This is a genomic window from Pseudomonas sp. LBUM1669, assembly GCF_059695705.1.
Genome location: NZ_CP166784.1, coordinates 6357007 through 6380740 on the forward strand (window position 1 = coordinate 6357007; position 23734 = coordinate 6380740).

Genomic DNA, 23734 nt, shown 5'->3' on the forward strand with positions numbered 1-23734 from the left:
ATTGCACTCGAGAGCACCGACATGATTCACATCACCCTGAGCGATGGTTCATTGCGTGAATACGACCAACCATTGTCGGTGTATGAGTTCGCCGCGAGCATCGGCGCCGGGCTGGCCAAGGCGGCCGTGGCCGGTCGGGTGGACGGCGTTCTGGTGGACTGTGAGTTCATGATCGAGTGCGATGCCCGGGTCAACATCGTCACGCCTCAAGAGCCCGATGGGCTGGAGATCTTGCGACGCTCCTGCGCATTGATGCTGGCGGTGGCCATCAAGCAACTGTATCCAAGAGCGCAATTGCACACCGGATCGGCACTGGGTGACGGCTTCTTTTATGAGTTCGCGGTTGAGCGTCCTTTGAGTCTGATCGACCTTGCCGGCATCGAAGCGCGCATGAGGACCCTGGCAGCAACCAACCATTCGATCCGGCGCAGAAAGCCCTCAACCGGATCGACGCCCCCGGAAAAGTCATTGCCCTACCTCCTTGGGGACTTCGAGTGTATGTCAGTGGGGCCGCATGTCCCCGCAACACGGGTGTTGCAGGCATTCGCGCTCGATCACATCAGCGGCATCGCGCCACAACGGATCTATGGCACGTGCTGGCCCAGCCAACAGGAACTGGAAGACTGGCGGGCGCCGCCGCACGTGATCATCGTCAGCATGGACGAGCGCCAGGCTGATTACGCACAGTCGGTGGCCGAGGCGTTGCGCCGGGGTGGCGTGCGCGCTCGTGCTGATCTGCGCAACGAGAAAGTCCGCCACAAGATCCGCGAGCACAGCCAGCAAGTGCCGTATCTGGTGGTGATCGGGGAGAAAGAAAAAGCAGGTGGGTTTGTCAGTGTGCGCAGCCGTACCGGGGAGGATTTTGGCAGGATGGCGGTTGATGCGGTGTGTGAGTGGTTGAGGTCAATAGGTATTGCGGGTGTCTGAAGCGACGCCATCGCTAGCAGGCTAGCTCCCACAGGATACACACCGACCCTGTAGGAGCGCGCCTGCTCGCGAAGCTTTTAAGCTCTCGGCTTAACCGTCCCGCAATCCTGTCCCAGCCAAACCGCACGGGTATCGAGGCTACCCTTCTGCTGAATGCCGGTCGCATTAAACGTGCCGTTGACCTTGGTGGTGAACTCACGATCACTGAGGAAGGTGGCGACGCCCGTACCCTGCGCTTTCGGGCAGCTGAAACGGAATTTCCACTGATTACCGCTGCGGTCAGTGATTTCCTGTTTGCAACCCGATTGTGGGTCCGTCAGCGGGATATTGTCTGACTTCACTTGCTCCGGCGTCAGGCACGCGCGAATCCCCTTTCCGCCCATGGTGATGCCCTGCTTCTCCAGCTGCGCACGCTGTTGCGGGGTCATCTGGCCCTGCAACTGACCGAGGATCAGTTGCAAGTCCGGTAGGTTCTGGTCATCGACCTTCATGTTGCTCGTGGTCAACTCCCACAAACCTGGCTGCAGCATCTGCGCCTGAGCGGCCACAGGAAGTGCTAAACCTAAAGCCACGGCCAAACCCAGCAGACGAACGTTCATCGAGTAACTCCTGATCAGTAGTGGCCGTTAGACGTCAGCCACAGGCTTCAGTTCATGGGCCAATTAAATAGCGACATTCTGCACGGAACATGGTCTGTTAAGCATTGAATCTTCAGGAGCAAGGCTGCCCCCCATGGATTACTTTGGACCGCACATTTTCGGCTACATGATTGCACTGCTTCATACGCTGGGCCTGATCGCAGCCATCCACGCCGTACTCACCGTCCGGACCGCCCAGGGAGCTATCGCCTGGGCCCTGTCGTTGATCTTCATGCCTTACCTCACGCTTATTCCGTATCTGGTCTTTGGCCGCAGCACCTTCGATGGCTACATCAAGGCGCGGCGCCAGGCCAACGAGGAAATGCGCAAGGCCATCTCCGAGCTCAACTGGCGGCCTTGGGTAGAAGAGGCGCTTACCGCACGCGCCTCCAACGCCTACGCGTCCCTGCGGGCGATGCCGAAACTGGGGCGCATGCCGTGCCTGGCGAACAACGAAGTGCGCTTGCTGATCAACGGCCAAGCCACCTTCGACGCGATTTTCGAAGCCATCGACAACGCGAAGGAAGCGGTGCTGATTCAATTTTTCATCATCCACGACGACCGCCTCGGCCAGCGCCTGCAAACCCTGCTGCTGAAGAAAGCCGCAGAAGGCGTGGCGGTACACTTGTTGTACGACCGCATCGGCAGCCATTCCCTGCCCCACAGTTACGTGCAACCGCTGCGTGACGCCGGCATTGAGGTCAAAGCCTTCGCCACCCGCAGCGGCTGGCTCAACCGCTTCCAGGTCAACTTCCGCAATCACCGCAAGATCGTCGTGGTCGACGGTATTCTGGGCTTCGTCGGCGGGCATAACGTCGGCGACGAATACATGGGGGAGAAACCACCGCTGGCACCCTGGCGCGATACCCACGTCCGCGTGTGTGGGCCGGTGGTGGCCTGCATGCAGGAATCGTTTGCCGAGGACTGGTTCTGGGCGGCGCGATCATTGCCGCCGCTGATTCTGCCGGACGTGTATCCGGACGACGGCGTGCTCTGCCAATTGCTCGCCAGTGGCCCGGCCGATTCCTACGAAACCTGTTCATTGTTCTTCGTCGAAGCCATCCACGCGGCGACAGAAAGGGTGTGGATCACCAGCCCCTACTTCATCCCCGACGAAGCCGTATTCGCTGCGTTGAGACTGGCCGTTCTTCGAGGCGTAGATGTGCGGCTGCTGCTGCCCTCACGGCCGGACCACCGAATCGTTTACGCGGCCTCAAGCCTCTATGCCTTCGAAGCTGTGCACGCAGGCGTGCGAGTGTTCCGGTACGCGCCGGGTTTCCTGCATCAGAAGGTGGTGTTGATCGACAGTGAAATCAGCGCCATCGGCAGCGCCAATCTGGACAACCGTTCGTTCCGGCTCAATTTCGAAGTGATGTTGCTGACCGTCGACAGTGCGTTTGCCGCCGAGGTCGAACAAATGCTCAATGATGACTTCGCCCAGGCCCACGAGATCGCTAAAGAAGAAAGCCGGGAGACCCGCCGCCTGCAACAGGTCGGCATGCGGATCGCCCGGCTTATTTCACCGATTCTTTAAGGGTTATAGATGTCGTCGCGCGTCCATGGCAGTTCATGACTGCCATCGGCATGGGCTTTCACCGCGAGGATCTGGTGCAGGTTGATCCAGCCTCGGGCAAATGCATAAGCGCATCCGGCCAGGTACAAACGCCAGATCCGCAGCGCCTGTTCCGGAACCAGTCTGGAAGCCGCGTCCAGATTGTCCTCCAGCCTCTCGCTCCAATGGTCCAGGGTACGCGCGTAATGCAGGCGCAGACTCTCGACATCGACAATCTCCAGCCCCGCTTCGCTGATCTCGGCGGAGATCATTGACAGGTGCGGCAGCTCGCCGTTGGGGAACACGTACTTCTCGATGAAATGCCCGACACCGCGTCCAACCGGACGGCCATCAGTGTGCTTGGCGGTAATGCCGTGGTTCATCACCAGACCGCCCTCTTTCACTGCGCCGAACAAGGTCTTGCAGTACTCGGCCAGGTTAGCGTGGCCAACGTGTTCGAACATGCCGACGCTGACCACTTTGTCGAAGCGCCCGTCTTGAGGCAGATCGCGATAGTCGAGCAGTTGCAGTTCGACCAGATCATCCAGGCCTTCGGCGGTCACCCGTTCACGGGCCAATGCCAGTTGTTCTTTACTCAGGGTAATCCCGAACACTTTTGCACCGAACTCACGGGCCGCATACCGGGCCAGCCCACCCCAACCGCAACCGACATCCAGCAAGTATTCACCTGGTTGCAGCCGCAGCTTGCGGCACAAGTGGCGGAATTTGGCTTGCTGGGCTTGCTCCAGCGTTTCACTGCCGGTCTCGAAATAGGCGCAGGAATACGCCATGTCGCTGTCGAGCCACAGCTGATAAAACGCGTTGGAAAGGTCGTAGTGGTAGGAAATCGCCTTCGCGTCGGTTTCCTTGTCGTGGAGGGTGCGCAGTGGTTGACTGTCTTGGTCACCGAGCAATGCCTGGCTCCATTCATCGCAGACGCGTATCACGTCGCTGATGGAGCCTTCGAGTTCAAGCTTGCCTTCGACAAACGCTGCTCCGAGCGCGTCCAGGCTGGGATGAGTGAACTGGGTAACCATTTGTGGGTCCTTGACCACAATAGTGACGCTGGGCGTCGGCCCCAGGTTGAATTCATGGCCGTCCCAGAGTCGCAGGCGTAGCGGTAACTGCAGATTCTGTAAGGCCGGTGGAAGTTGCGCGAGCATGGAAAGTCCCCCTTGTTTCAGACGTCTGATGTGAGGGTAGACCATCCTGGAAAAATAGCTGGCTATCGATTTAATAGCCTTTTTTCATGATTCGCGGCGCTGTAACCAGCCGTCGTGAATCCACTGCTTCAACCATGTAACCGCGTGAAGTGGTGCGCCCTCTCCATAGATGACTGCTAAATCGGAACACAGTTCAGCAAAACTCCAGCCGTGCTGAAACATACCTTTTAGAGCGGTTGCTTCGTCAGTTTCGAGGCTGCGATAGTGACAAACAAGTTCGTTGCGCCAGATGACGACCACTTGGGGCACTTGCAACGCTGAGCTCCCGGGAAATTCACTTTCGTCTTTCGCTGCACGCCATAACGTAACGCTATTGTGAGCACATTCAAGCCATTGCACGGTGGTACTCGGACTGACACGCAGCGAAGGCCAATGCTCAGGTGGCAGGGCCGCCATCTCCAGAAGTGTCAGCGGCGCACCTTCAGGCGCATCGAACGCGAGGGTGAAAGCCCACTCAAGGGCCGCCAGCTCCGCGAGCGCTGCGCTTTGTTCAGGCACCAGATGTTGGCGGATGAACGTTTCAAAACCTTTGCCCAACCACCTCAAACTGAAATGTAATGACGGGGATTGGCGAATGTAAGCCGCGGCGATCTCTTCAAATTCATCGTCCCCCAACCAATACAGGATCGCCGGATAGTCGCCGCGCAACACTTCCTGAAGCCGTGCTTGGTAAGCGTTGTGATAGATCGCCAGGCCAGTGTTCACATCCAGCGTCGGACCGCCGATCAGGCTCGCTCCCAGCGTCGCATTGGCTACCGGTTGCTTTCCCGATAGATAGTTTTCAAAGGCCTGTTGCCATTCGTTCAGGCGCATTTCGTCCTCCGGGCCAGCACGCTGTCACCCAGCTCCCGGGCCTTTTGCAATTCGGTCAGCAGTTCTTCAAACGGCGGCAGGTGGTCATCGCGCTCCAGCAGCGTTGCGACCGGGCCGAGGTGTTCAAGGGTTTGTTGATAGAGGGTCCAGACCGGATCACTCACCGGATGATCATGGGTGTCGATCACGTAGCTGCCGTAATCGCTGTGGCCCGCCAGGTGCAGTTGGCGAATCTTGTTCGCTGGCAGGCCTTGAATGAATGTCCAGGGATCGAAGCCGTGATTGCGCGAGCTCACATAGACATTGTTCACGTCCAGTAACAGCTCGCAGTCGCTGAGCCGGCTAAGGGCTTCCAGGAATTCCCACTCGCTGAAATCGTCGCTGGCGCCGCGCACATAACTGGAGACGTTCTCCAGCACCAACGGCCGCTGCAAGGCGTCTTGAACCTGACGCACGCGGCCAGCCACGTAATAAAGGCTTTCTTCGGTGTAAGGCAATGGCAGCAGATCATGAAGCTGATGAGCATTGCCGCGGCTCCAGCACAGGTGATCGGAGATCCACGCTGGCTTGACTCGTTCAGCCAATAATTTGAGTTGGTCCAGATAGTCAGGATCAAGGGCATGAGGCCCACCGATAGACAGGGACACGCCATGCATCACCACCGGATAACGCTCGGCGATGGCATCGAGGTAGTACAAGGCTTTTCCGCCCTGAACCATGAAATTCTCGGAGACGACTTCGAACCAGTCCACAGGCGGAGACTGCTCGAGAATCTGTTGATAGTACGCACTGCGCAAACCCAGGCCGTAGCCCAGGCAAGGAAGGGGTGCAGACATTGGCGGACTCCTCACAAAGTGGCCGCAGTGGCGTACACCACTGCGGCGGCAGGCGGTGGTCGGTTACTCGCCGACCTTGCCACCTGCCTTCATGCATTCGGCCTGAGTCATTGCCTTGAAGCCGTGACCTTTGCAATCACCCTGGCCCTTGCAGGCATTTTCTGCAGTCTTGCAGTCGTTCATGCCTTTGCATGAAGTCACGCCGTAGCAGTGAACCTGCGCAGCGTCGGCGGCTTGGGCTTGACTGGCAACACCGGCAAACAGGGTTGCAGCAGCGAAGGCGAGAGCAGCACCGGCGGTGGCGTTTTTGAAGTTCATTTTTATATCCTCGATAATCGTCAGGGTTGTCGGCTGGACAGTTTGTTCAGTCCCGACACAGCACTAGAGAGCGCTGCCCCAACGGCGTTACAGAGGATGTAAAAAAAGTTTCAGGACGCCTAAAGCCCATCCTTCAACTTGAGCAATGGCTCTTGAAAGCGCAGCAGACGCCCCGCGTTACCGAGCACCAACAACGTACTGAGGTTATGCAGCAACGCTGCAATCATCGCCCCCGCAGCACCGAGCCAGCCGAATGCCGCGAACGCGACAATCGCCAGGGTCCAGCCCAGGCCAATGATCACGTTGACCTGCAAGGTATGCCGGCATTGGCGACTCAACCGGACACAGGTTCCGAGGCGACGCAGGTCGCTGCCGATTAGCACAATGTCCGCCGACGCCAGCGCGATGTCCGCACCTCCCGCGCCCATGGCCACCCCCACGACGCCAGCCTTGAGGGCCAGCGAATCGTTGATGCCATCCCCCACCACCATCGGCCGGAAACCGTTGTCGATTTCCGCCAGCACGCGGTTGAGTTTGTCCTCAGGCAGTGCCTGCGCTTCAACATCACTGATGCCGACATCGCGTGCCAGCATGTGCGCGACGCTTTGCCGATCTCCGGTGAGCAGCAACTGGCGACCCAGACCCAGTTCACGTAATTCGCTCAAGGCAAAACGCGCCTCGGGTTTGACGCTGTCGGCCAGCAGCAGCCAGGCCAGGAATTCGCCATTGAGTGCCAACCCGGCAATCGGTCCATCGTGTTCGGGTACGGCCGAAGTGGCGATGCCCAACTGCGCAAATAACTCTGGGCGGCCGAGTGCAGCTTCGCCCTGCTCCGTCATCGCGACGACGCCCAGACCCTGGCGCTCGTGGATGTCCGAGAGCAGCAGGAAATGCTCCTGCGTGACCAACCCGGCGAGCGCACGGCTGACCGGATGACTGCTGGCCGAGCCGAGGCTGGCGGCGAGTTTCAACACGTGACTGCGATCCTCCAGCGGGCTGTCGATGGACTGCAAGCGCAAGGTGCCAAACGTCAGGGTTCCGGTCTTGTCGACCACCAGCGACGTCAGGTCCGCCAACTCTTCCAGAAACGCCGAGCTGCGAATCAGAATCCCGTGCCGCGCCGCCACCGCCACGCCGGCAATCGCCGTGGCCGGCGCCGATAACACCAACGCGCACGGACACGCCGCCACCAGCACCGCGAGCATCGCCTGGGCATCGTTGGTGACAAACCAGGTCACCGCCGCCAACAGCAACACCAACACCATGTAGCTACCGGCGTAACGTTCGAGCAAACGCGTGATCGGCGGCTTCGAACGCTCGGCGCTTTGCATCAGGGCAATGACTTTACCGAGGGTCGATTCGTTACCGGTGCGTGTCACTTCGATGCGCAGCAGGCCATCGAGGTTGATCGCCCCGCCAAAGACCTGCGTGCCGACACCCGCCTCGATCGGCACCGACTCACCGGTGATCGAGGCCGTGTCGAGGCTCGCCTGACCGGACAACACCCGACCATCGGCCGGCACCCGGTCACCCGCACGTACCTCGACAATGTCGCCGGTTTTAAGTGTGCCGTTGTCGACTTCGACGATGGCACCGTCGGCCTGAACCTTGCGAGCGTGACTGCGGGTCAGTTTGCCGAGGGCGCGAATCGCTTCCTGGGAACCGATCACACTGCGCTCTTCCAGTACGTGGCCGAAGATCATGATGATCGGCAGCAACGCAGCAGTCAGCAGATCACCCGTCGCCCAGGCACCGAGCATGGCGAGGGCGATCAGCTGATCGGTGATCCCGTGCAAGCTCGGATATCGCAGGCTGTACCACGCCGAACGCATCACCGGCACGGCCACCAGCAACGAAGCAAAACCCAACAGCAACTGACTGACGCCCGTCTGCTCCGGTGACAGCCAGCGCCAGATCAACCCGAGGCTGAGCAAGCCAAGGGCAAGCATGGCCAAGGTCAATTGGCGTGCAGCGCTGCTTTGTTCCGCCGAGGACAACAGGCTGGGTGCGGCGTCGGTTTGGGTGGTCATTGCGCGGCTCCCTGAATGATCAGACGGGAATCGTCTTTCGGGTTGACCGTCGTCACCGAACCGGCCTGGCCGAGAATCTTCGGCAGCCGTTCACGGTAAATGCGCAGCAACATTTGTGGGTCAGTGCCTTGTTGTTGCGCCTTGGCCAGGCTCAACACCGTGGCTGTATCGGCCGAGGCTTTGGCCAGCCGCTCGCTCGCCTGGGCGTGGGCGACTTGCAGCGTTCGGTCGCCTTGTTCATTGGCGGTCTGGGTCAATTTCTCGGCCTCGGTGCGCGCATTGGCGACGGCTTTGTCGGCTTGCTGACTGGCGGTCAGCACTGCGTTGAAAGCGTTCACCGCAGGGCCGGGCAGACTCGATTGCACGTCGACTCGGGACACTTCGATACCCAGTCCCTGCCCCGTCGCGGACAGCTCGGCAAGACGTTGATTGATGCCTTGCACCAAATCACCACGCAGACGTTCGCGGCGTTCTGCCGCCTGATTGTCGGTGCCGATCAGCTCCGGTCGCGCCACCAGAATGGTGTCCAGGTCTCGCGCGGCGGTCAGTGCAACGGCACTGCGAGTCACCAGCCGATCGAGTGCCGGCAGCACATGTTCACCTTGAAGCACGAAGGCGTAAGGTTCGGTGACCTTGTAGAAAACCCGCACATCCAGTTGCACCACGCCCGCGTCACCGGTCAGCAAATAGCCCGAGCCAGCGAGCGCATCGCTCAGCGGTGTAGCGAAAGACGCCACCCGATCGGCCTGCAAGGCAGCATCGCTGCGAAGCAGATTCTCCACCCGACGCTCGATCACCCGATCAGCTGCCGGCAACAAAATCACCTGTTCAAAGGGGCGCGGCCAGGCCAACAGCAACCCGGCATTCTGGATGCGATCCAGCGCGCCGAAGTGCAGGACCACCGCACGGTTCTGTGGATCAATCTGACGCACATTGGAGAATGCCCAAGCTAACGCAGCCAGAACTGTCACGCCGTAAAGCGCCAAAAAAGCCAATCGCCCAGCCTGAATCCAGGGGCTACTTAACTCATGTGTTCCACGTGGAACTAAATTCATGGCTGCGACCCGGACTTGTTATCGAGGGTCGGCGGGCCGTCAACCAACACCCGGAAAGGGGCGGCATCGGTGCGCAATATCAGTTTGGTGCCCGGGGTGACGATCGTGCCCAAGGTATCGAGGGAGCGCAGCAAGTTATAAAGCTGTGGCGAACCGGCGTAGGCGCGACCGTAAATTTGCGCGGCTTCGACACGGGATTGAGCCTCGATATCAGCAGCTTTCACCGTCGCATCGGCTTGCACGATTCGCGCATCTCGTTCGGCGGCGGATCGGATTTGCGCAGCTTCTCGCTTGCCGATGGCCGTGCGCTCGGTAGCGATTGTTTCACGCTCGGCGCGCATGCGATCGACGGTGGCGGTGAGCGTCACCGACGGCAGGGTCAAACGCTCGATGCCCACTTGCAGCACGCGAACGCCATACGTGGTCAGCAACTGCTGATCGATCTGTTTACGCAACTGCGCTTCGAAGTCGGCAATGTGCACCTGATTGGCGTCGGTGTTGACCAGGTTGGCCAGATCGAAACTGCTCGCGGTGGTTTCCAGTGCCGATCCCACAAACGTGCGAATCTGCCGCGCCGCTTCGTCCGGCTGATTCTGCACGGCGCGCATAAAGCGCTGCACGTTATCCGGGTCGCCCTGTACCTGCCACGCCACGTAAGCCTGAACAATGATGCGCAAACCGTCCCGCGTGCCCACATCCTGCAATCCGCTGGAGGTGGTACGCAGCCGCAAGTCGACCGGAATGGCCGCTTCAAACGGTGCCGGCCAGCGCCATCCAAGACCCGGCTCCAGCAACACCCGCGAAGGATTGCCGAAGCGCGTGATCACCGTGGCCTCCCCCGAGCGAACCTGCACCAGACTCGCTGCCGCGATGGCGAATGCAACGAGCAACGCCGCCCAACCCATGCGCCTCCACGGGAATTGCCCGGCTTCTTGTGGATCACCGTGATGATGGTGGTGACCATGGTGATGTCCGCCATGGCCGTGATCGTGGCCGGCGTGGTCATCGTGATCGTGAGTATGCGACTGGCTCAATTGGCAGCTCCCGGCTGAGCGCTATTGCGCGGCGACGCAGGATCAGCCGGCAGCGTGAAGGTACGTAGGTCGATGGTCGGCGCATTGTTGCTGCCGCCCAGACGATGATCGAGCACCAGCAATTTGGCGTTGGCCAGGCCTTGCGTGAGTTGGCTGAAATACTGTTCCAGCACGAACGACTGGCCGGCGCTGGCATACGCTTTTTGTTCGGCGGTGAATTTCAGATCAGCCGCCTTGGCGGTGGAATTGATTTCATGGGCACTGGCCGTCGCCTGATCGCGGGCGATGCTGGCCAGCAATTGCGCCTGATTGGTCGCCTCCGTTGCCGCCCCGCGCTCACGCGAGATCAATGCCTGGGCACCAATCTGCGCCGCCTGAACTCCGTGATAAGCGTTGGCTGCACCGGCCGGCGGATGGATCGCTTCCACCACCGTGGCAAGAATTTCCACACCGCTGTCGAGCTTCTGCAGATCGGATTGCACGGCGCGGCCAATCTCTTCGGCCAGCCCTGCCCTGTCTTCGCCGAGCAAACCATCGAGGGTCCGCGAGGCAAAGTCGTGAACCAGGATCCGGCTGGCGGTGCTGCGAATCAGCGTCGGTACATCGGCGCTGTTGTACGTCGCGGCCAAGGCCGCTTGATCGGTCAGACCGATGCGATAGACAAAGCGCACGTCCATGTTGACGATCTGAAAGCTCTGCTTGTCGGCACGGCTGCTGGCGATGACCTGAGATTTGTCGTTCACGTGGCTGGCGTCCCACAAGCGATTGGCAATTGCCGGCGCCGGCCCTTCCGCCGGTTCCAGGACGACCCGCGCCGACGTTTCGCCAACGCTGGTCGCCAACTCGTGAACCACGCCGTTTTCAACGTTCAGTACCCGGCCCAATGGCCACGGCAAACCGGCGTGCAAACCAGGACCGAACACCTCAACCGGTTTACCGAAACGCTCATAGATGCCCCGCCCTTGCAGGGGTATTTCGTGAACGCCGGTGAGCGACCACCCGACGATCGCCACCACCGCCATCACCGGCAAAAACGCCCGACGCATGTAGGTGAAGGCCCAGATCTGCCGCAGGTCGATGCCGAAGCGGTTATGCAGTTCGTGCTGCAACGCCAGCAACGGTTGTGGCGGCCAGCGCAGCATGTCGGCGACAACACTTCGTGCCAGCAACGTCGGTTCCAGTTGTTCACGGCGAGGACTGAACAACGACAACATAGCGCGTAGCAGCAACTCGGCCGCAACCAGTCCCGGCTGCAACCCGATCAACACGGCAAGGCGTACCGGCCAGACCGAAGTTTCGCTGCCAAACAACAAACACAACGCGCTGAGCACCAGGCAAATGATCGCCACCCGGCTCAGTTGCGCCAACTGCCCCGCTTCAGGCCACTCGGCGACGTTTTCCTGGGCGAGCTGACGCTCAAGCACCAGCAAACCGAAAGCCAGCAACAGCGACAGCGCGGCGCCGACGCTCGTCGATACTCCCGACGCAGCGGGCGGCAACGCGAGGTTCCAGAATTGGCTGATGCTGTAGATCGCCAATAGCGCCCAACCGGCGAGCCAGAGGGTCGGTGCGCCGATCTGCCCAAGCATGCGCACCCAGCGCTGACTGAGCCGCTCCAGCAGTCGCTCATACCAGCCTTCGGGAGCAACGGTTTCATCCGAAACCACCACTGGCAGCGGTGGGTTCATCGCTTGTGCGCGCCACTGAGTCACCCACCATGCCGATTGCAGGCCGGCAATCAGCACCAGCAAACCAGCGCTCTGATTCACCAGCAACGGGGCCCACAGCGACAGCGGTGCAAACAGCCCGACAAAGAACGCCAATAAGAACCCGACCGCCGCCAGGGCACTCAGGCCGATGGCGAACTGACGCAATCGCCGCCCTTGAAAAACCGCCTGCTGAAAGCGCGGCAGCCCGGCTACCTGCGTTCCATCGACATCGAGATCGACTTGCATACCACCCCAGTGCTTATCATTGGCCACATCGCAATTCGTTACGATATAACGAAAGTGGTGAAATTTTTGTATTAAATCGCTCCATCTAAAGATGCCCAACCTGTCGCTACGCCGAAGCCTTGACCGAAATAGTCACAAACGCACATATTACGTCCGTAATTTTAATCGAAGGCTACGGTTACCCAGCCCATTTCCCTTTCAGTCCAGGAGTACATCCATGAGCACTTATGACGTCGTGATACTGGGCGGTGGCCCTGGCGGTTACAACGCAGCGATCCGCGCAGGACAACTGGGCTTGAAAGCAGCCTGCGTGGAAGGTCGCGCGACGCTCGGCGGCACCTGCCTCAACGTCGGTTGCATGCCGTCCAAGGCGCTTTTGCATGCCTCGGAACTCTACGACGCGGCCATGGGGACGGAATTCGCCAACCTGGGCATCGAGGTCAAACCCACCCTCAACCTCGCCCAGATGATGAAGCAGAAAGATGAAAGCGTGACCGGGCTGACCAAGGGCACCGAATTTCTGTTTCGCAAAAACAAAGTCGACTGGATCAAAGGCTGGGGCCATATCGACGGTCCGGGCAAAGTGACGGTGACCGACAGCCAGGGCGACAAGACCGAACTGAGTGCCAAAGACATCATCATCGCCACCGGCTCCGAGCCCACTCCCCTGCCCGGCGTCGAGATCGATAACAAACGCATCCTCGATTCCACCGGGGCATTATCGCTGGCCGAAGTGCCGAAGCACCTGGTGGTGATCGGTGCCGGCGTCATCGGCCTGGAACTGGGCTCGGTGTGGCGGCGCTTGGGCGCTCAGGTGACGGTGGTCGAATTTCTCGACCGGATCTGTCCCGGCGTGGATGGTGAGGCGGGCAAAACCCTGCAGCGCTCGCTGAGCAAACAGGGCATCAGCTTCAAGTTGAGCTCGAAAGTGACCAGCGCCACCCCCTCCGCAAACGGCGTTCAGCTCAGCGTAGAGCCCGCAGCTGGCGGCACCGCCGAGCTGATCGAAGCCGATTACGTGCTGGTGTCCATCGGCCGCCGCCCTTATACCCAAGGCCTGGGGCTGGAAAACGTCGGGCTCACCACCGACAAGCGCGGCATGCTCGCCAACAAAGGCCACCGCACCGAAGCTGCGGGCGTGTGGGTGATCGGCGATGTCACGTCCGGGCCGATGCTCGCGCACAAGGCCGAAGATGAAGCCATGGCCTGCATCGAGCAGATCGTTGGCAAGGCGGGCGAGGTCAACTACGACCTGATCCCCAACGTCATTTACACCAAGCCTGAACTGGCCAGCGTCGGCAAGACGGAAGAGCAGCTCAAGGCAGAAGGTCGCGCCTACAAGGTCGGCAAATTTCCCTTCACCGCCAACAGCCGGGCGAAGATCAACCACGAGACCGAAGGCTTTGCCAAAGTGCTGGCAGACGAGCGCACCGACGAGATTCTCGGCGTGCACCTTGTGGGGCCGAGTGTCAGTGAAATGATTGGTGAGTATTGTGTGGCGATGGAGTTCAGTGCTTCGGCTGAAGACATTGCGCTGACATGCCATCCGCATCCAACGCGATCCGAGGCGTTGCGTCAGGCGGCGATGAATGTGGAGGGGATGGCGACGCAGATGTAAGCCTGGAGAGTGATGGAGTCTGGACTATCGCTATCGCGAGCGGGCTCATTCCCACACTGGTTTTGTGAACGCCACAAATCCCCTGTCGGAGCGAGCCTGCTCGCGATTGGGCCGACTCGGTCTAAAGCGGCAAATGCCCCAACGGCAACGCCCCCGGCGTCTTCACCGTGTGAATCGCAAAGTTGCTGCGGATGTCACTCACGCCCGGCAATTTCAGCAGTCGCTCCGTGAGAAAGCGGTCATACCCGCGCAAATCCGGCACCACCACTTGCAGCAGAAAATCCGATTCCCCTGACACCAGGAATGCCGAAATCACCTCCGGCAGTGCCGTGACGGCCACGCGAAAAGCTTCGGCCTGTTCATCGTTGTGGCGCTCCACCTTGACCCCGACAAACACCGTCAGCCCAAGCCCCACTTCGTCACGATCAAGATTGGCCTGATAGCCGCGAATCACGCCGGCCTCCTCCAGCATCCGCACCCGGCGCAAACAGGGGGAAGCAGACAATCCGATCTCGTCGGCCAATTGCACATTGCTCAGGCGCCCGTCCCGTTGCAGGGCGGCGAGAATCTTGCGGTCGTAGGCATCCAGTTTCATGGCTTGGCAGATCCTGATGGTTTTATCGTCACAAAGTGGCAGGTTATGCCAATTACCAAGCGTTTAGAAGCTGACTTTGCAAGCACCTGTCCCGCCCTTCAACCCTAGACTGGCGCTACCAAATCGACAACGAATGGGGTGCAACGTGGAAGGACTCTGGCTGTTTTTCATGGCGCTGGCGGTGGTGTATTTATTGCCCGGCCCGGACATGATTTTGCTGCTGCAGACCGGCGCCCGTCAGGGCAAAGGCGCGGCGTTGGCGACGGCGGTGGGCCTGGGCATTGCTCGTGGATGTCATGTGGCGCTGGCCGCGTTAGGGCTGGCGGCGCTGTTCAAAGCTGCGCCGTGGACCTTCGATGTGGTGCGCCTGGCGGGTGCCGCTTACCTGCTGTGGATCGGCATTCAGTGCCTGCGAACCACCATGTTGCCGAACCTGAATGGCGGCAATGCCCCCCTCGAACAACCTCGCTGGCAAGACGCAATCCAGCGCGGCTTGCTGACCAACCTGCTCAACCCCAAGGCGTTGCTGTTCTGCTCGGTGTTACTGCCGCAGTTTATCAACCCTCACGCCGGCCCTGTGCTCGCGCAATTTGCGGTATTGGGCATGCTGCTGGTCGGCGTCGGGTTGCTGTTCGACAGCGCCTACGCCTTGACCGGCGCCGCACTGGGCCGCTGGCTGCAACGCAGTCCCTCGGCCCAGCGCCTGCAACAGTGGTTGTTCGGCAGCCTGTTGATCGGCTTCGCCGTGCGGCTGACCTTTGTTCAACAGGCCTGAGCCTTACTGCACTTTACGGCGGCGCCGGTTGATCAACACTAACGCCGCGGCCGTCACCGCGATAACACCACCGATCTGCAATGGCCACTTGTACGGCCGCAGCGCCGAACGGGCGGCGTCAGTCGCCTGGGTCACATATCGTTTGCTGACATTTTCGAAGTCGGGATACGGGCACTGGTGACCGAAATCCACCGCCCACTCCACGTAGGGCCCTTCTTTGACATAGCGCTGGTACAGCGCACTTTGGTCTTCAAGGCTGCTGTTCCACCCCGCCGCCGAACACAACACTGCCGCAAAGGCCTGGCTGGTGTGAGGCAGGTTATCGGCGGCGCGATTGGCCAAGGCCGTGGCGACGAATCGATAGTGGTAGCGCTCGTCGGGCTGCGCAGCACTGGCTTGCTGGCGCTGGACTTCACCTTCGGCCACCAATGGACCGACCTTGAGTTCAGCCGTCTCCAGGCTGTAATTGCCGCCAAACGTGGCGTAGTCCGGGGCCATTTCATAACCCAGGATGTCCATGCCCCACTCGCGTGCCGTCCAGGCCGCATTAAACAGAGCGGCGGCGCGTTTGGTTGGCCACCACGCCGCATCGGCCAACTGCCGCTGTTGCGCATACAGCCGGGCTTTTTTCTGTAGATCGGGGTTGTCGAAGTACACCAACGCTTCGTCGTAGCGCTCCTCGCGCAACAAGCGACGCCCGAGCAGATTGCGCAGTTGCGCCGCCACCGGCAAAGGCACGTAGTTGTCGCGATCCTGCTGGCTGAGCGCTGGCGGCGCCGGCACCTGGGTGTCGACGTAATGCTTGAGCTCATCAACGGTCAGCACGCGCTCGGCAACGGTCGCGGCATCGAACCAATAAATGCTTTGGCTGCGATAAAGCTGATCGAACGCTTGCAGGTAATCCCCGCGTTGCAGCGCCAGGATCGCGCTTTCACCCTCGACCCGGCACTTGGGCTGCAGGCTTTCGAAATCGTAGTCGGGCGTGCGTCGCTCGCCCCACGACTCGTTCTGCGGGAAGGCCTGGGCCGCCTTGGCATACGCCGCAGCCGCCGCGTTTTTGTCGCCCTCACGCAGCGCCAGTTTCGCCCGCAGCCACCACGCCAGACCGCCGTCCCCGGCATGCTCAAGGAACGCTTTGGCGCTGGTGTAATCGCCCTGTTGATAATTCATCGCCGCCAGTCGGTCAGCGTTGTCCAGACTGCCGCGCGTGCTGCTTTGCAGGAGTTTGATCAGCTTCAGCTCATTTGGCGGTTGATCACCGAATGACCAGCCCAGGCGACTGATCAGCGACGCTGTCACCAGTTGCTGCACCGGTTTGCCCTTGAGCAACTCGGTCAACTGATCCTCAGGCATCGCCAGCAGATCCGCCATCAACAGCTTCAGCGAGGTGTAACCCACCGCCGAACCGTGGCGATTTTGCGTGGCGTACAGGTTGATGGCGCTGTTCCAGTCGCCAGCGGTGCGCGCCACGCGGGCTTCCTCGCCGAGGCTGGCGACACCGAGTTCCAATGGATCGCTGAAGCCGTCGATGTTCAGCTGACGGGCCTGCTCGAAGGCTTTTCGCGACTGCCCCAGCAGATCGGGCGCTGCGTCTGCTTCGGCGCTCAGGGCAAACAGCGTCCGGCCTAATGAATAAGCGGCCCAGGTGCTGCGCAATGCGCGTTGATCCGCCGGCAGCGCCAGCACTTTCTGGAAGTACTCGGCGGCCAGCGCATGATCACCGGCGTTGAACGCCACCGCACCCGCCAGATAGAACCGAAGCTCGGCCGGCAGGCTCGCGCCCTGAGTGTCGACTTGATGGGCATCGGTCAGCGCGCGCAGTTGTTTGACCAGCGCCTGCTGCTCCACCGTCAACCCGGCCTGCTCGGCCTTGTCCCGCTGCTCAGCGTAGTCGGTCGCCTCCAGGCTGTAAGGGGACGTCTCGACGTTCTTGAGCCCTGCGATCAAATGCCCAAGGCGATTGATCTCGAATTGGAAGTTGCCTTCCGGCAGCTCCGCCAACGATTGGGCGCGGTTGTCCAGCAAGCGCATCGGGAAGTCCGGCCCGCAGGCCAGCGCCGAACCCAGCGGCAGGCTGAGGCTCAGGCAAAGCACATGGCGGGGCCAGTTACGGGTGAACATTCAAACCTCCTTGATCAATGTGTGCGCAGCGAGCCCAACCGATGGCGCGCTGCTCGCCGGCCGGTATGCGGCCGTCACGCAAGCGGGTGAAGGTAAGCAGATCCGGGCTTTGTTGCAACGCATAACCGGCCAGCGCGTCGGCGCCATCGCAGCCCCGAACCGCCAGTGTCACGCGTTCGGGCCAGGCGTTGTCGAGATTGCCTTGATTGCTGACGCTGATGTCGTAGAGGTCGTCTTGCGCGATGAGTTTCACACTCAAGCGACTATCGAGGGCATCTCCGCGAGCCACGGCCCTCAACGTGTTCAGGCTCCAGGCCCGGCGATCACCGGCCAGCGGCAGGCGAAACCAGATCAGGCCGGCCAGATGCGCCGGTGGGTCGGCGCGCAGCTCGGCGGCGAGAGCGCTCAGCTGCAAGGGGTCCGCCAGCAATTCCTGACGTTTGCCGGTGCGCTCGACCGGCACTTCACTTTCAACGACTGGCGCACCGCTGGCGCCCGGCAACAAGGCCACGCCATAAGCGGGCAGCGCCAGGTAAAAGGGTTTTGAGGTGATGCGGCCCCAGGCGTTGGCCCATTGCCTGGCCTGATCGGGGTCAAACAAACCACGACGCGGATCACTCACCGCATGCACCTGCAACACGCTGCTGTCGACGGTCGCCAAGAGTGCCGGCAATTCAGGGCTGTCGAGCCAGGCCGGCAATGCGGTGATGCTTAACCGCAACGAGGTGGGCAAAACCGCGCGCAGGTGCGTGAGGAATTCGCGGTAAGCCGGCAGTCGAGCGTTACCGGCGTCGTGGTCGATTTCCACGCCGGAGAGCGTCAGCCCCTGCCCTTGCCAATCGCTGAGCACTTGCTGGATGTGCGCCGTGACGTCGTCCTGATCCAGCGCCTTGAGCTGGCCATCGAGGCGAATCACCGCAATCAACGGTCGGCCATCGCGTTTGAGCAGCGCCGGATCAATCCGCGCCCGGCTCCAGCCCGCCTGGGGAAACGCCTGCAAGGCCAGTACCCGCAAGGTCGAAAAGTCCGCGCGGCTGTCTTGCAGTGCGGCGTCATGCGCCGATGTCCATTGCCGTTGCCAGACGTAGAGTTGCTGATCGAGGGGTTGCGCGTCGTGTTGCTCGCAACCGTTGAGCAGTACCAGCGCGGCAAGTACCACCGCCAGTCGAACAAAAAAATCCATGAATCCCCTTTCTCTGTAGCAGCTGTCGAGCCTGCGAGGCTGCGTCCGGCTGCGCAGCAGTCGTAAACCCTGAATGCACGGTTTGCCTGAAACACCGCGTCGCCTGATTTTACGACTGCTGCGCAGCCGAACGCAGCCTCGCGCTGCTCGGCAGCTGCTACAAAGAGTCCCTACACCGATGGCTTGCGAGCAATGATCACCTGACTTTTCGCCACGACCGCGTCCAGCGCCTGTTTGATTTGCGCACCCCGCGGCGACGCCAGAATGGCCTGCCACGTGTCGGCCCAGTGGTTGAGCAGCGGGTGGTCAGGATTGCTGAAGTCGACCTTGGCTTCCCAGAACAACAGCATCCACATCGACCAGTAAAACCCGTACTGACTGTGGCTGAGCACTTCCAGGCCAGCGTCGCTGACCATCGCCTTGAACTGCTCTTCGCTGATGATGCGAATGTGGTTGGGCTTCTGGAAATACTCGGGCGCCGCGATGTCTTTTTGCAGGTCTTCGGAGCTTGGGTGCGGGACGCTGAGCAAATACAGCGCACCCGGTTTGCCGACACGAACCAGTTCAGCAAGGAACTGCGCCGGATCATCTACGTGTTCGATGACTTCGGTGGACACCACGCGAGTAGCCGTCGCATCGGCAATCGGCAGCGGGTTGCAGTCAGTGACGTGGCATTCGACGTCACGCGCCGGCGTGTCGCCCAGACGCTGACGGGTGGCTTCGACCTTGGCCGCATCGATGTCGGCGATGATGATCTTCGCCCCGCGCATGCCGCAGAAATGCACGTTGCCGCCATCACCGCAGCCGACGTCCAGCAGCGTGTCCTCGGCGGTCACCGGGAACCCGGTGAACAGCTCGCCGGTTTGCTGATTGAACCAGCCGCTGAGCATCGCGTCGTGCAGCCCGAGCATGTATGGATCGACCTTCTCGACCTTGTCCGCCACAGGCGCCGCGGGCGCGGGCGTACCCGCCGTGAGTTTCTTCAAAAGGCTCAGCATGAGGTAGCTCCAGAGGTTTGGGCGGCTGTTCGGGACGTGCCCAGGCGTTTGACCAGCGAGGCACCGCGGTTACGCATGGGCATTTCGATGATGCGGTAGTTGAGTTCGCTCAACAAGGCGATCAGCCCGCCAGCAATCATCAGCGTCAGGATCGGATGGCCGCCGGGATTGGGCAGACCAGCGCCCTGCAAGCGGAAAGTGAATTCGCGCACCAGCAAATAAGCCGGTATGTGGATCAGGTAGATCCCGTAAGAGCGACTGCCGACCCACGTCATCAGGTTCTTGAACACGCCCCGTGGCAGCAGGTAGTCGCGATTGTAGGAAGCGATCCAGACCAGCACCGCGCACAACACAGCAATCGTGCCGATGCGGTAATGAGTGAAGGTGAAGCGATCCGTCGCCATGAAACTGAGCACCAGCGACAGCACGACCAGCGCCGTCACACCGGCCCATGGCCGGCGCAAGAACGTCGGCTCCCAGCGCAGATACGAAGGTTGCGCACTCCACATCGCCAACAGGATGCCAAGTGCCAGCGCATCGGTGCGAACCACCATCAGGATCGGTGTGCGCAATGTGAACAACTGCACCGCGACCAGCGCCAGCAAGGCCCAGACCAAGTGCTTGCGGCAGATCAGAATCAGCAGTGGGAACAGCAGATAGAACTGCTCCTCCAGCGACAGGCTCCAGTAGACGAAACTGGTGCCGTATTCGTAGTTATAGAAACTGTCGGCGAACCGGAAGTTGGCGTACTGCGCGACCCCGGCCAGGGTCGCCTGAAGGTTGGCGTGCAGGGTGCCGAACGCCCCGGAGCGATTGAGGAACATGCAGCCCAGCAACATCAGCGCCAGCCATAACCACGCTGACGGCAGCAACCGAAAGGCCCGGCGCAGCCAGAAGTTGCGCGTCTGCTGCCAGTATTCCTGGCGCGTGCTGCAACCTCGCAACGCCGGGATCAGGCTGCGCGCAATGACAAACCCGGAGATGGCGAAAAACAGGTCCACGCCCCACCACGGCTGACCCCACGCGGTGATGGCTTGCAACAGCGGCACCGGGGCCGCAAACAGGCTGTCTTGCAGGTGATGAAACAACACGCCGAGCACCGCAATGCCGCGCAACAACTCGATGTCCATGATCCGTCTGTCGTTACTCATGTCGTCCTCCTGGACGTTGCCCTGTTATCCACCCCGTTCAACACTGCGCGGATCATGCTCCGCGGGTATCCAAAGCGACGCAGGTTTCAAGGAGCTGCGCGAAGAAGGCTTTCAGTCGTTGCTCGGCGGTGGCCTGGCTGCAGAATTTTTCGAGGCTGGCCACCGAATGCGCGGACATCTGCGCGTAGCGCTCGGCGTCATTTTTGGCGACGTCATAACTGGCCCGATAAGCGCTGCACAACGATGCCCAGTTTGTGACGTAACGCAGGGTTCGGAACGCCTTGCGCGGGTCGTGAGGCCAGGCTGTCAGTTCGTCGGTAGAGTCGATGAGGAACGCATTATCGGCATCCAGGTAATCGATCATCGCCGTGGTGCGTGGCGCCACCGCCGGTTTGCCGCAGGACATGAACTCCATCAGCGGCAAGCACTGGCCTTCGCCATAGGATGTGTTGACCACAAAGCTGGTCGCCTGCACCAGTTGCTCGTAATCCGGATCGGCGAGGTAGCCGTAAATCAGCACGATGCGGCAGCGATAGGACTGGTTTTTGTACAAATGGTGAAGGATGTCGGTCAGCGCTTCTTCGGCATCGTGGTGGGTCAGTTTGAGCACCAGCGTCGCATCGTCCACTTCACGGAACGTCACGCAGAAGGCACTGAGCATGTCTTCCCAGTTCTTGCGCCCGTCACCCGGGTTGAACACCGAGGTGTAGATCACGCCGTCAAGGACCAGTTCGTGTTCACGGGGCGGTGCTTCGAAATCGATACCTTCGCCTTCGCGTAACTGCGCCGGCCCAAAGGCCCGCAAGTCCAGTGTGCGGCTGTCCGCCACCAGGCCTTTGATCTTCAGTCGCACCTGACTCGCCAGCGGCTGACGTTGCAACTGCGCGCCGCGCGCCGAGAATCGGTCCCACACTGGCGCTGGCACCGCGACGATCGAATAGTCGGCGCCCATCGCCTCGCGCACGGCGTTTACCGTGTAGCCGGAATGGGTAATCGCCGCGCCAGAAGCACTCAACACTGTGCGCCAGTCATTGCGCGGTTCACCGGCAAAGGGTTCGTTGGGAATGGTGCTGAATTCCCACGCGAACACCGGCAAGGTCGGACACGCGAAGTGCACGGGCGTGCGATGCGGCGGCGAGAACGACAGGAACACGCAGTCTTCACCACGGGACAGCGCGTCGCGGTACAAGGCATCGACTTCGGTCTGCGGGTCGCTGACTTCCACCACGCGGCCCAGGCGTTCCAGCACTGGCCGGTATTCCTTGAGCACAAAGTAATAGCTGTACTCCGAACGGCCGAGGTTCTGGGCGATGGTGTGCTGGTTGGTTTCCGAATGAATGATGATCAGCATGAGGCGTTATCCGTCACAGCCGCTGCCGGCAAAGCCTGCGGCGTCAGCCCGAAAAAATCCGCCAGGCGCTTCTGCACCGGGGCGAAGGCGCAGTAGTCGTGCATGCGCTCGACCGCGTCGCCAGACATGCGCCGGTACTCCAGCGGTTGCTCCTTGGCCATCCGGTAGCTGTTTTCGTAGGCAGTGTTCAGCGAACCCCAGTCAGGTCGATAACGCAGGGTCCGGTAGATGATCCGGGTGTCCTGCGGCCAGATGGTCAGCTCTTCGCTGGACTTGACCACGAACGCCACACGCTCATCGATGTAATCCTCCATGGCGGTGTGGTCCGGGGCGATCACCGGTTTACCGCTGGCCATGAACTCCATCAGCGGCAGGCACAAACCCTCGCAGCGCGACGCGTTGACGTAATAACTGGCGGCTTCGTACAGCCGCGCATATTGCGGATCGTCCAGGTAACCGTGCATCACCACCACCCGACAGGCAAACGGCGAGAGTTGCGCGAGCAAGGTCATCAGCTCGTCGTAGTAGGACGACAGGTCGCTCTGGGTAATCTTCAGCACCAGCGTGGCGTCATCCGTTTCGCGAAAGGCCCAGCAGAATGCGGTGATCAATTGATGCCAGTTCTTGCGACCGTCACGGGGATTGAACACCGTGACGTACACCACGCCGTCGACCTGAGTCTCGACCTGGGTGGTGGTGTCCGGCCAGTTGCGCGGTTCAGGCACGGGCACTGCCATCGTCTGCGGTCCGGCGATGGCCGGCAGGTACCCGGCAAGCCGTTCATGTGCAGCATCTGAAAGAAGGTCGCGAATGCCCTCCCAGTACCACTGGCTTAGAAAGTGCGTGCGATGCACTGGGACGGGCAGCGTTTTTCCCATGTCCCGGCGCCACATGTGCAGGTAATGGCGAGCGATCACGAAGCGGCGTTTTAGCGTCAACGGTGGTGGTTTCAAAGCCTCCAGCGCCGCCAGTTCCTCGGCGGTCGGCGGTACCGGAATCAGCGCATCGGCGTTCAGTCCGAGGGAACGCGTGTCGAAGATGCAGCCCTTGATGTCGAGGGTCGAACCGACATTAACGGGCGCGCTGGTGTGGCGGCTACGAATGGCGGCGAAGTTCTCCCACAACGGCGTGGGCAAGACCAGCACGGGGAAGTCTTCGCCCATGGCCCGCCGAATCGCCCGGGCCGTGTGGCTGGAAAGCGTAATGACCCGGCCTTGGCGCGCCAGCATCTGCGTCCAGTCCTGGCGTGGGTCGTTATCCCATTGCTCATCGGGAATGGAGTCGAATTCCCAGGCCACCACGCAGATCGTCGGGCATTCAAGGTCGTTCGGGGTTTTCTGCGGCGGGGTGAACGACAGGAAGAGGCTGTCTTCGCCGGCGGCCAGCAATTGTCGATAGAGAGGATCGACATCGGCGGTGGAGGACACCACATGCACCCGCCCGAGGCTTTCGAGCACCGGGCGATAAGCCTTGAGCACGAAGTAATAACTGTATTCAGGACGACCAAGGCTCTGACTGATGGAGCTGTCGTTGACGTCCGAGTAAAGAATGAAATTCATGG

General features: G+C 60.8%; 20 protein-coding genes. 4 read left to right on the forward strand and 16 right to left on the reverse strand.

Translation table 11 applies throughout. The annotated features are described in order from the left end of the window. Positions 1–21 precede the first annotated feature (21 nt). Entirely contained in the window at positions 22–927 is a 906-nt protein-coding gene (locus tag ACA051_RS29575) for a His/Gly/Thr/Pro-type tRNA ligase C-terminal domain-containing protein (protein ID WP_497306566.1), read from the forward strand. A 77-nt stretch (positions 928–1004) separates the two neighbouring features. On the opposite strand, the gene ACA051_RS29580 is transcribed toward ACA051_RS29575, so the two are convergent. After that, complete coding sequence (locus ACA051_RS29580) at positions 1005–1526, reverse strand: DUF3617 domain-containing protein (RefSeq protein ID WP_497306567.1); 522 nt, start codon at positions 1524–1526, stop codon at positions 1005–1007. 133 nt (positions 1527–1659) lie between these two features. On the opposite strand from ACA051_RS29580, the gene cls reads away from it, so the two are divergent. Beyond that, entirely contained in the window at positions 1660–3099 is a 1440-nt protein-coding gene (gene cls / locus ACA051_RS29585) for a cardiolipin synthase (RefSeq protein ID WP_497306569.1), read from the forward strand. Here cls and cfaB read toward each other — a convergent pair. From cfaB to hflK (ACA051_RS29625), 8 genes are all read right to left on the reverse strand, one after another. Beyond that, positions 3096–4280: a C17 cyclopropane fatty acid synthase CfaB gene (cfaB, locus tag ACA051_RS29590; RefSeq protein ID WP_497306571.1), complete on the reverse strand. Its 1185-nt coding sequence runs from the start codon at positions 4278–4280 to the stop codon at positions 3096–3098. The two genes, cls and cfaB, sit on opposite strands and share 4 nt — an antisense overlap. An 84-nt stretch (positions 4281–4364) precedes the next feature. Further along, positions 4365–5153, reverse strand: a complete 789-nt coding sequence (locus ACA051_RS29595) for an HvfC/BufC family peptide modification chaperone (RefSeq protein ID WP_497372918.1) — start codon at positions 5151–5153, stop codon at positions 4365–4367. Beyond that, positions 5144–5989 carry an MNIO family bufferin maturase gene (gene bufB, locus ACA051_RS29600; protein WP_497306575.1) on the reverse strand — a complete coding sequence of 282 codons (846 nt, stop codon included), beginning with the start codon at positions 5987–5989 and terminating at the stop codon, positions 5144–5146. Before bufB ends, ACA051_RS29595 begins: the two co-directional genes overlap by 10 nt. A 63-nt stretch (positions 5990–6052) precedes the next feature. Next, positions 6053–6307 carry a BufA2 family periplasmic bufferin-type metallophore gene (gene bufA2, locus ACA051_RS29605; RefSeq protein ID WP_497372920.1) on the reverse strand — a complete coding sequence of 85 codons (255 nt, stop codon included), beginning with the start codon at positions 6305–6307 and terminating at the stop codon, positions 6053–6055. Between the two features lie 119 nt (positions 6308–6426). Further along, positions 6427–8337, reverse strand: a complete 1911-nt coding sequence (locus tag ACA051_RS29610; protein WP_497372922.1) for a heavy metal translocating P-type ATPase — start codon at positions 8335–8337, stop codon at positions 6427–6429. Next, entirely contained in the window at positions 8334–9392 is a 1059-nt protein-coding gene (gene hflK / locus ACA051_RS29615; protein WP_497372924.1) for a protease modulator HflK, read from the reverse strand. Before hflK (ACA051_RS29615) ends, ACA051_RS29610 begins: the two co-directional genes overlap by 4 nt. Further along, complete coding sequence (gene hflC / locus ACA051_RS29620) at positions 9389–10426, reverse strand: protease modulator HflC (protein WP_497372926.1); 1038 nt, start codon at positions 10424–10426, stop codon at positions 9389–9391. Before hflC ends, hflK (ACA051_RS29615) begins: the two co-directional genes overlap by 4 nt. Continuing rightward, entirely contained in the window at positions 10423–12381 is a 1959-nt protein-coding gene (gene hflK / locus ACA051_RS29625) for a protease modulator HflK (protein ID WP_497375654.1), read from the reverse strand. The genes hflC and hflK (ACA051_RS29625) overlap by 4 nt, the downstream gene beginning before the upstream one ends. A gap of 217 nt (positions 12382–12598) precedes the next feature. Between hflK (ACA051_RS29625) and lpdA the strand changes: the two genes are divergently transcribed. After that, a complete protein-coding gene (gene lpdA / locus ACA051_RS29630; RefSeq protein WP_497372928.1) occupies positions 12599–13999 on the forward strand; it encodes a dihydrolipoyl dehydrogenase in 1401 nt (466 codons plus the stop codon). A gap of 121 nt (positions 14000–14120) precedes the next feature. Here lpdA and ACA051_RS29635 read toward each other — a convergent pair whose 3' ends face one another. Then, on the reverse strand, positions 14121–14594 hold the full coding sequence (locus ACA051_RS29635; protein WP_027926238.1) for an Lrp/AsnC family transcriptional regulator: 474 nt from the start codon (positions 14592–14594) through the stop codon (positions 14121–14123). Between the two features lie 145 nt (positions 14595–14739). Between ACA051_RS29635 and ACA051_RS29640 the strand changes: the two genes are divergently transcribed. Continuing rightward, positions 14740–15369: a LysE family translocator gene (locus ACA051_RS29640; protein WP_497306585.1), complete on the forward strand. Its 630-nt coding sequence runs from the start codon at positions 14740–14742 to the stop codon at positions 15367–15369. A 3-nt stretch (positions 15370–15372) separates the two neighbouring features. Here the strand turns inward: ACA051_RS29640 and ACA051_RS29645 are convergent, their stop codons facing one another. The 6 genes from ACA051_RS29645 to ACA051_RS29670 all read right to left on the reverse strand — a co-directional run bounded on the left by ACA051_RS29645 (position 15373) and on the right by ACA051_RS29670 (position 23732). After that, on the reverse strand, positions 15373–17490 hold the full coding sequence (locus ACA051_RS29645) for a hypothetical protein (RefSeq protein ID WP_497306587.1): 2118 nt from the start codon (positions 17488–17490) through the stop codon (positions 15373–15375). Further along, the gene (locus ACA051_RS29650; protein WP_497306589.1) at positions 17477–18673 is read right to left on the reverse strand and encodes a DUF3142 domain-containing protein; all 1197 of its coding nucleotides are present in this window, start codon (positions 18671–18673) and stop codon (positions 17477–17479) included. Before ACA051_RS29650 ends, ACA051_RS29645 begins: the two co-directional genes overlap by 14 nt. A 170-nt stretch (positions 18674–18843) precedes the next feature. Then, positions 18844–19671 (reverse strand): class I SAM-dependent methyltransferase, encoded by an 828-nt coding sequence (locus tag ACA051_RS29655; RefSeq protein WP_497306591.1) that lies wholly within the window; start codon positions 19669–19671, stop codon positions 18844–18846. Then, a complete protein-coding gene (locus ACA051_RS29660) occupies positions 19665–20822 on the reverse strand; it encodes an acyltransferase family protein (protein WP_497372930.1) in 1158 nt (385 codons plus the stop codon). The genes ACA051_RS29655 and ACA051_RS29660 overlap by 7 nt, the downstream gene beginning before the upstream one ends. A gap of 52 nt (positions 20823–20874) precedes the next feature. Then, positions 20875–22173 (reverse strand): glycosyltransferase, encoded by a 1299-nt coding sequence (locus tag ACA051_RS29665; protein ID WP_497372932.1) that lies wholly within the window; start codon positions 22171–22173, stop codon positions 20875–20877. Beyond that, positions 22167–23732: a glycosyltransferase gene (locus ACA051_RS29670; RefSeq protein ID WP_497372934.1), complete on the reverse strand. Its 1566-nt coding sequence runs from the start codon at positions 23730–23732 to the stop codon at positions 22167–22169. The genes ACA051_RS29665 and ACA051_RS29670 overlap by 7 nt, the downstream gene beginning before the upstream one ends. Positions 23733–23734 lie beyond the last annotated feature (2 nt).

Excerpts from the sequence above, each read along its gene's own strand:
- ACA051_RS29645 (WP_497306587.1), bottom strand. The coding sequence starts at position 17,490 with ATGTTCACCCGTAACTGGCCCCGCCATGTGCTTTGCCTGAGCCTCAGC.
- bufB (WP_497306575.1), bottom strand. The coding sequence starts at position 5,989 with ATGTCTGCACCCCTTCCTTGCCTGGGCTACGGCCTGGGTTTGCGCAGT.
- bufA2 (WP_497372920.1), bottom strand. The coding sequence starts at position 6,307 with ATGAACTTCAAAAACGCCACCGCCGGTGCTGCTCTCGCCTTCGCTGCT.
- hflK (WP_497372924.1), bottom strand. The coding sequence starts at position 9,392 with ATGAATTTAGTTCCACGTGGAACACATGAGTTAAGTAGCCCCTGGATT.
- cls (WP_497306569.1), top strand. The coding sequence starts at position 1,660 with ATGGATTACTTTGGACCGCACATTTTCGGCTACATGATTGCACTGCTT.
- ACA051_RS29580 (WP_497306567.1), bottom strand. The coding sequence starts at position 1,526 with ATGAACGTTCGTCTGCTGGGTTTGGCCGTGGCTTTAGGTTTAGCACTT.
- ACA051_RS29670 (WP_497372934.1), bottom strand. The coding sequence starts at position 23,732 with ATGAATTTCATTCTTTACTCGGACGTCAACGACAGCTCCATCAGTCAG.
- ACA051_RS29665 (WP_497372932.1), bottom strand. The coding sequence starts at position 22,173 with ATGCTGATCATCATTCATTCGGAAACCAACCAGCACACCATCGCCCAG.
- ACA051_RS29650 (WP_497306589.1), bottom strand. The coding sequence starts at position 18,673 with ATGGATTTTTTTGTTCGACTGGCGGTGGTACTTGCCGCGCTGGTACTG.
- ACA051_RS29595 (WP_497372918.1), bottom strand. The coding sequence starts at position 5,153 with ATGCGCCTGAACGAATGGCAACAGGCCTTTGAAAACTATCTATCGGGA.
- ACA051_RS29635 (WP_027926238.1), bottom strand. The coding sequence starts at position 14,594 with ATGAAACTGGATGCCTACGACCGCAAGATTCTCGCCGCCCTGCAACGG.
- ACA051_RS29655 (WP_497306591.1), bottom strand. The coding sequence starts at position 19,671 with ATGCTGAGCCTTTTGAAGAAACTCACGGCGGGTACGCCCGCGCCCGCG.
- ACA051_RS29660 (WP_497372930.1), bottom strand. The coding sequence starts at position 20,822 with ATGAGTAACGACAGACGGATCATGGACATCGAGTTGTTGCGCGGCATT.
- cfaB (WP_497306571.1), bottom strand. The coding sequence starts at position 4,280 with ATGCTCGCGCAACTTCCACCGGCCTTACAGAATCTGCAGTTACCGCTA.
- lpdA (WP_497372928.1), top strand. The coding sequence starts at position 12,599 with ATGAGCACTTATGACGTCGTGATACTGGGCGGTGGCCCTGGCGGTTAC.
- ACA051_RS29610 (WP_497372922.1), bottom strand. The coding sequence starts at position 8,337 with ATGACCACCCAAACCGACGCCGCACCCAGCCTGTTGTCCTCGGCGGAA.
- ACA051_RS29575 (WP_497306566.1), top strand. The coding sequence starts at position 22 with ATGATTCACATCACCCTGAGCGATGGTTCATTGCGTGAATACGACCAA.
- hflK (WP_497375654.1), bottom strand. The coding sequence starts at position 12,381 with ATGCAAGTCGATCTCGATGTCGATGGAACGCAGGTAGCCGGGCTGCCG.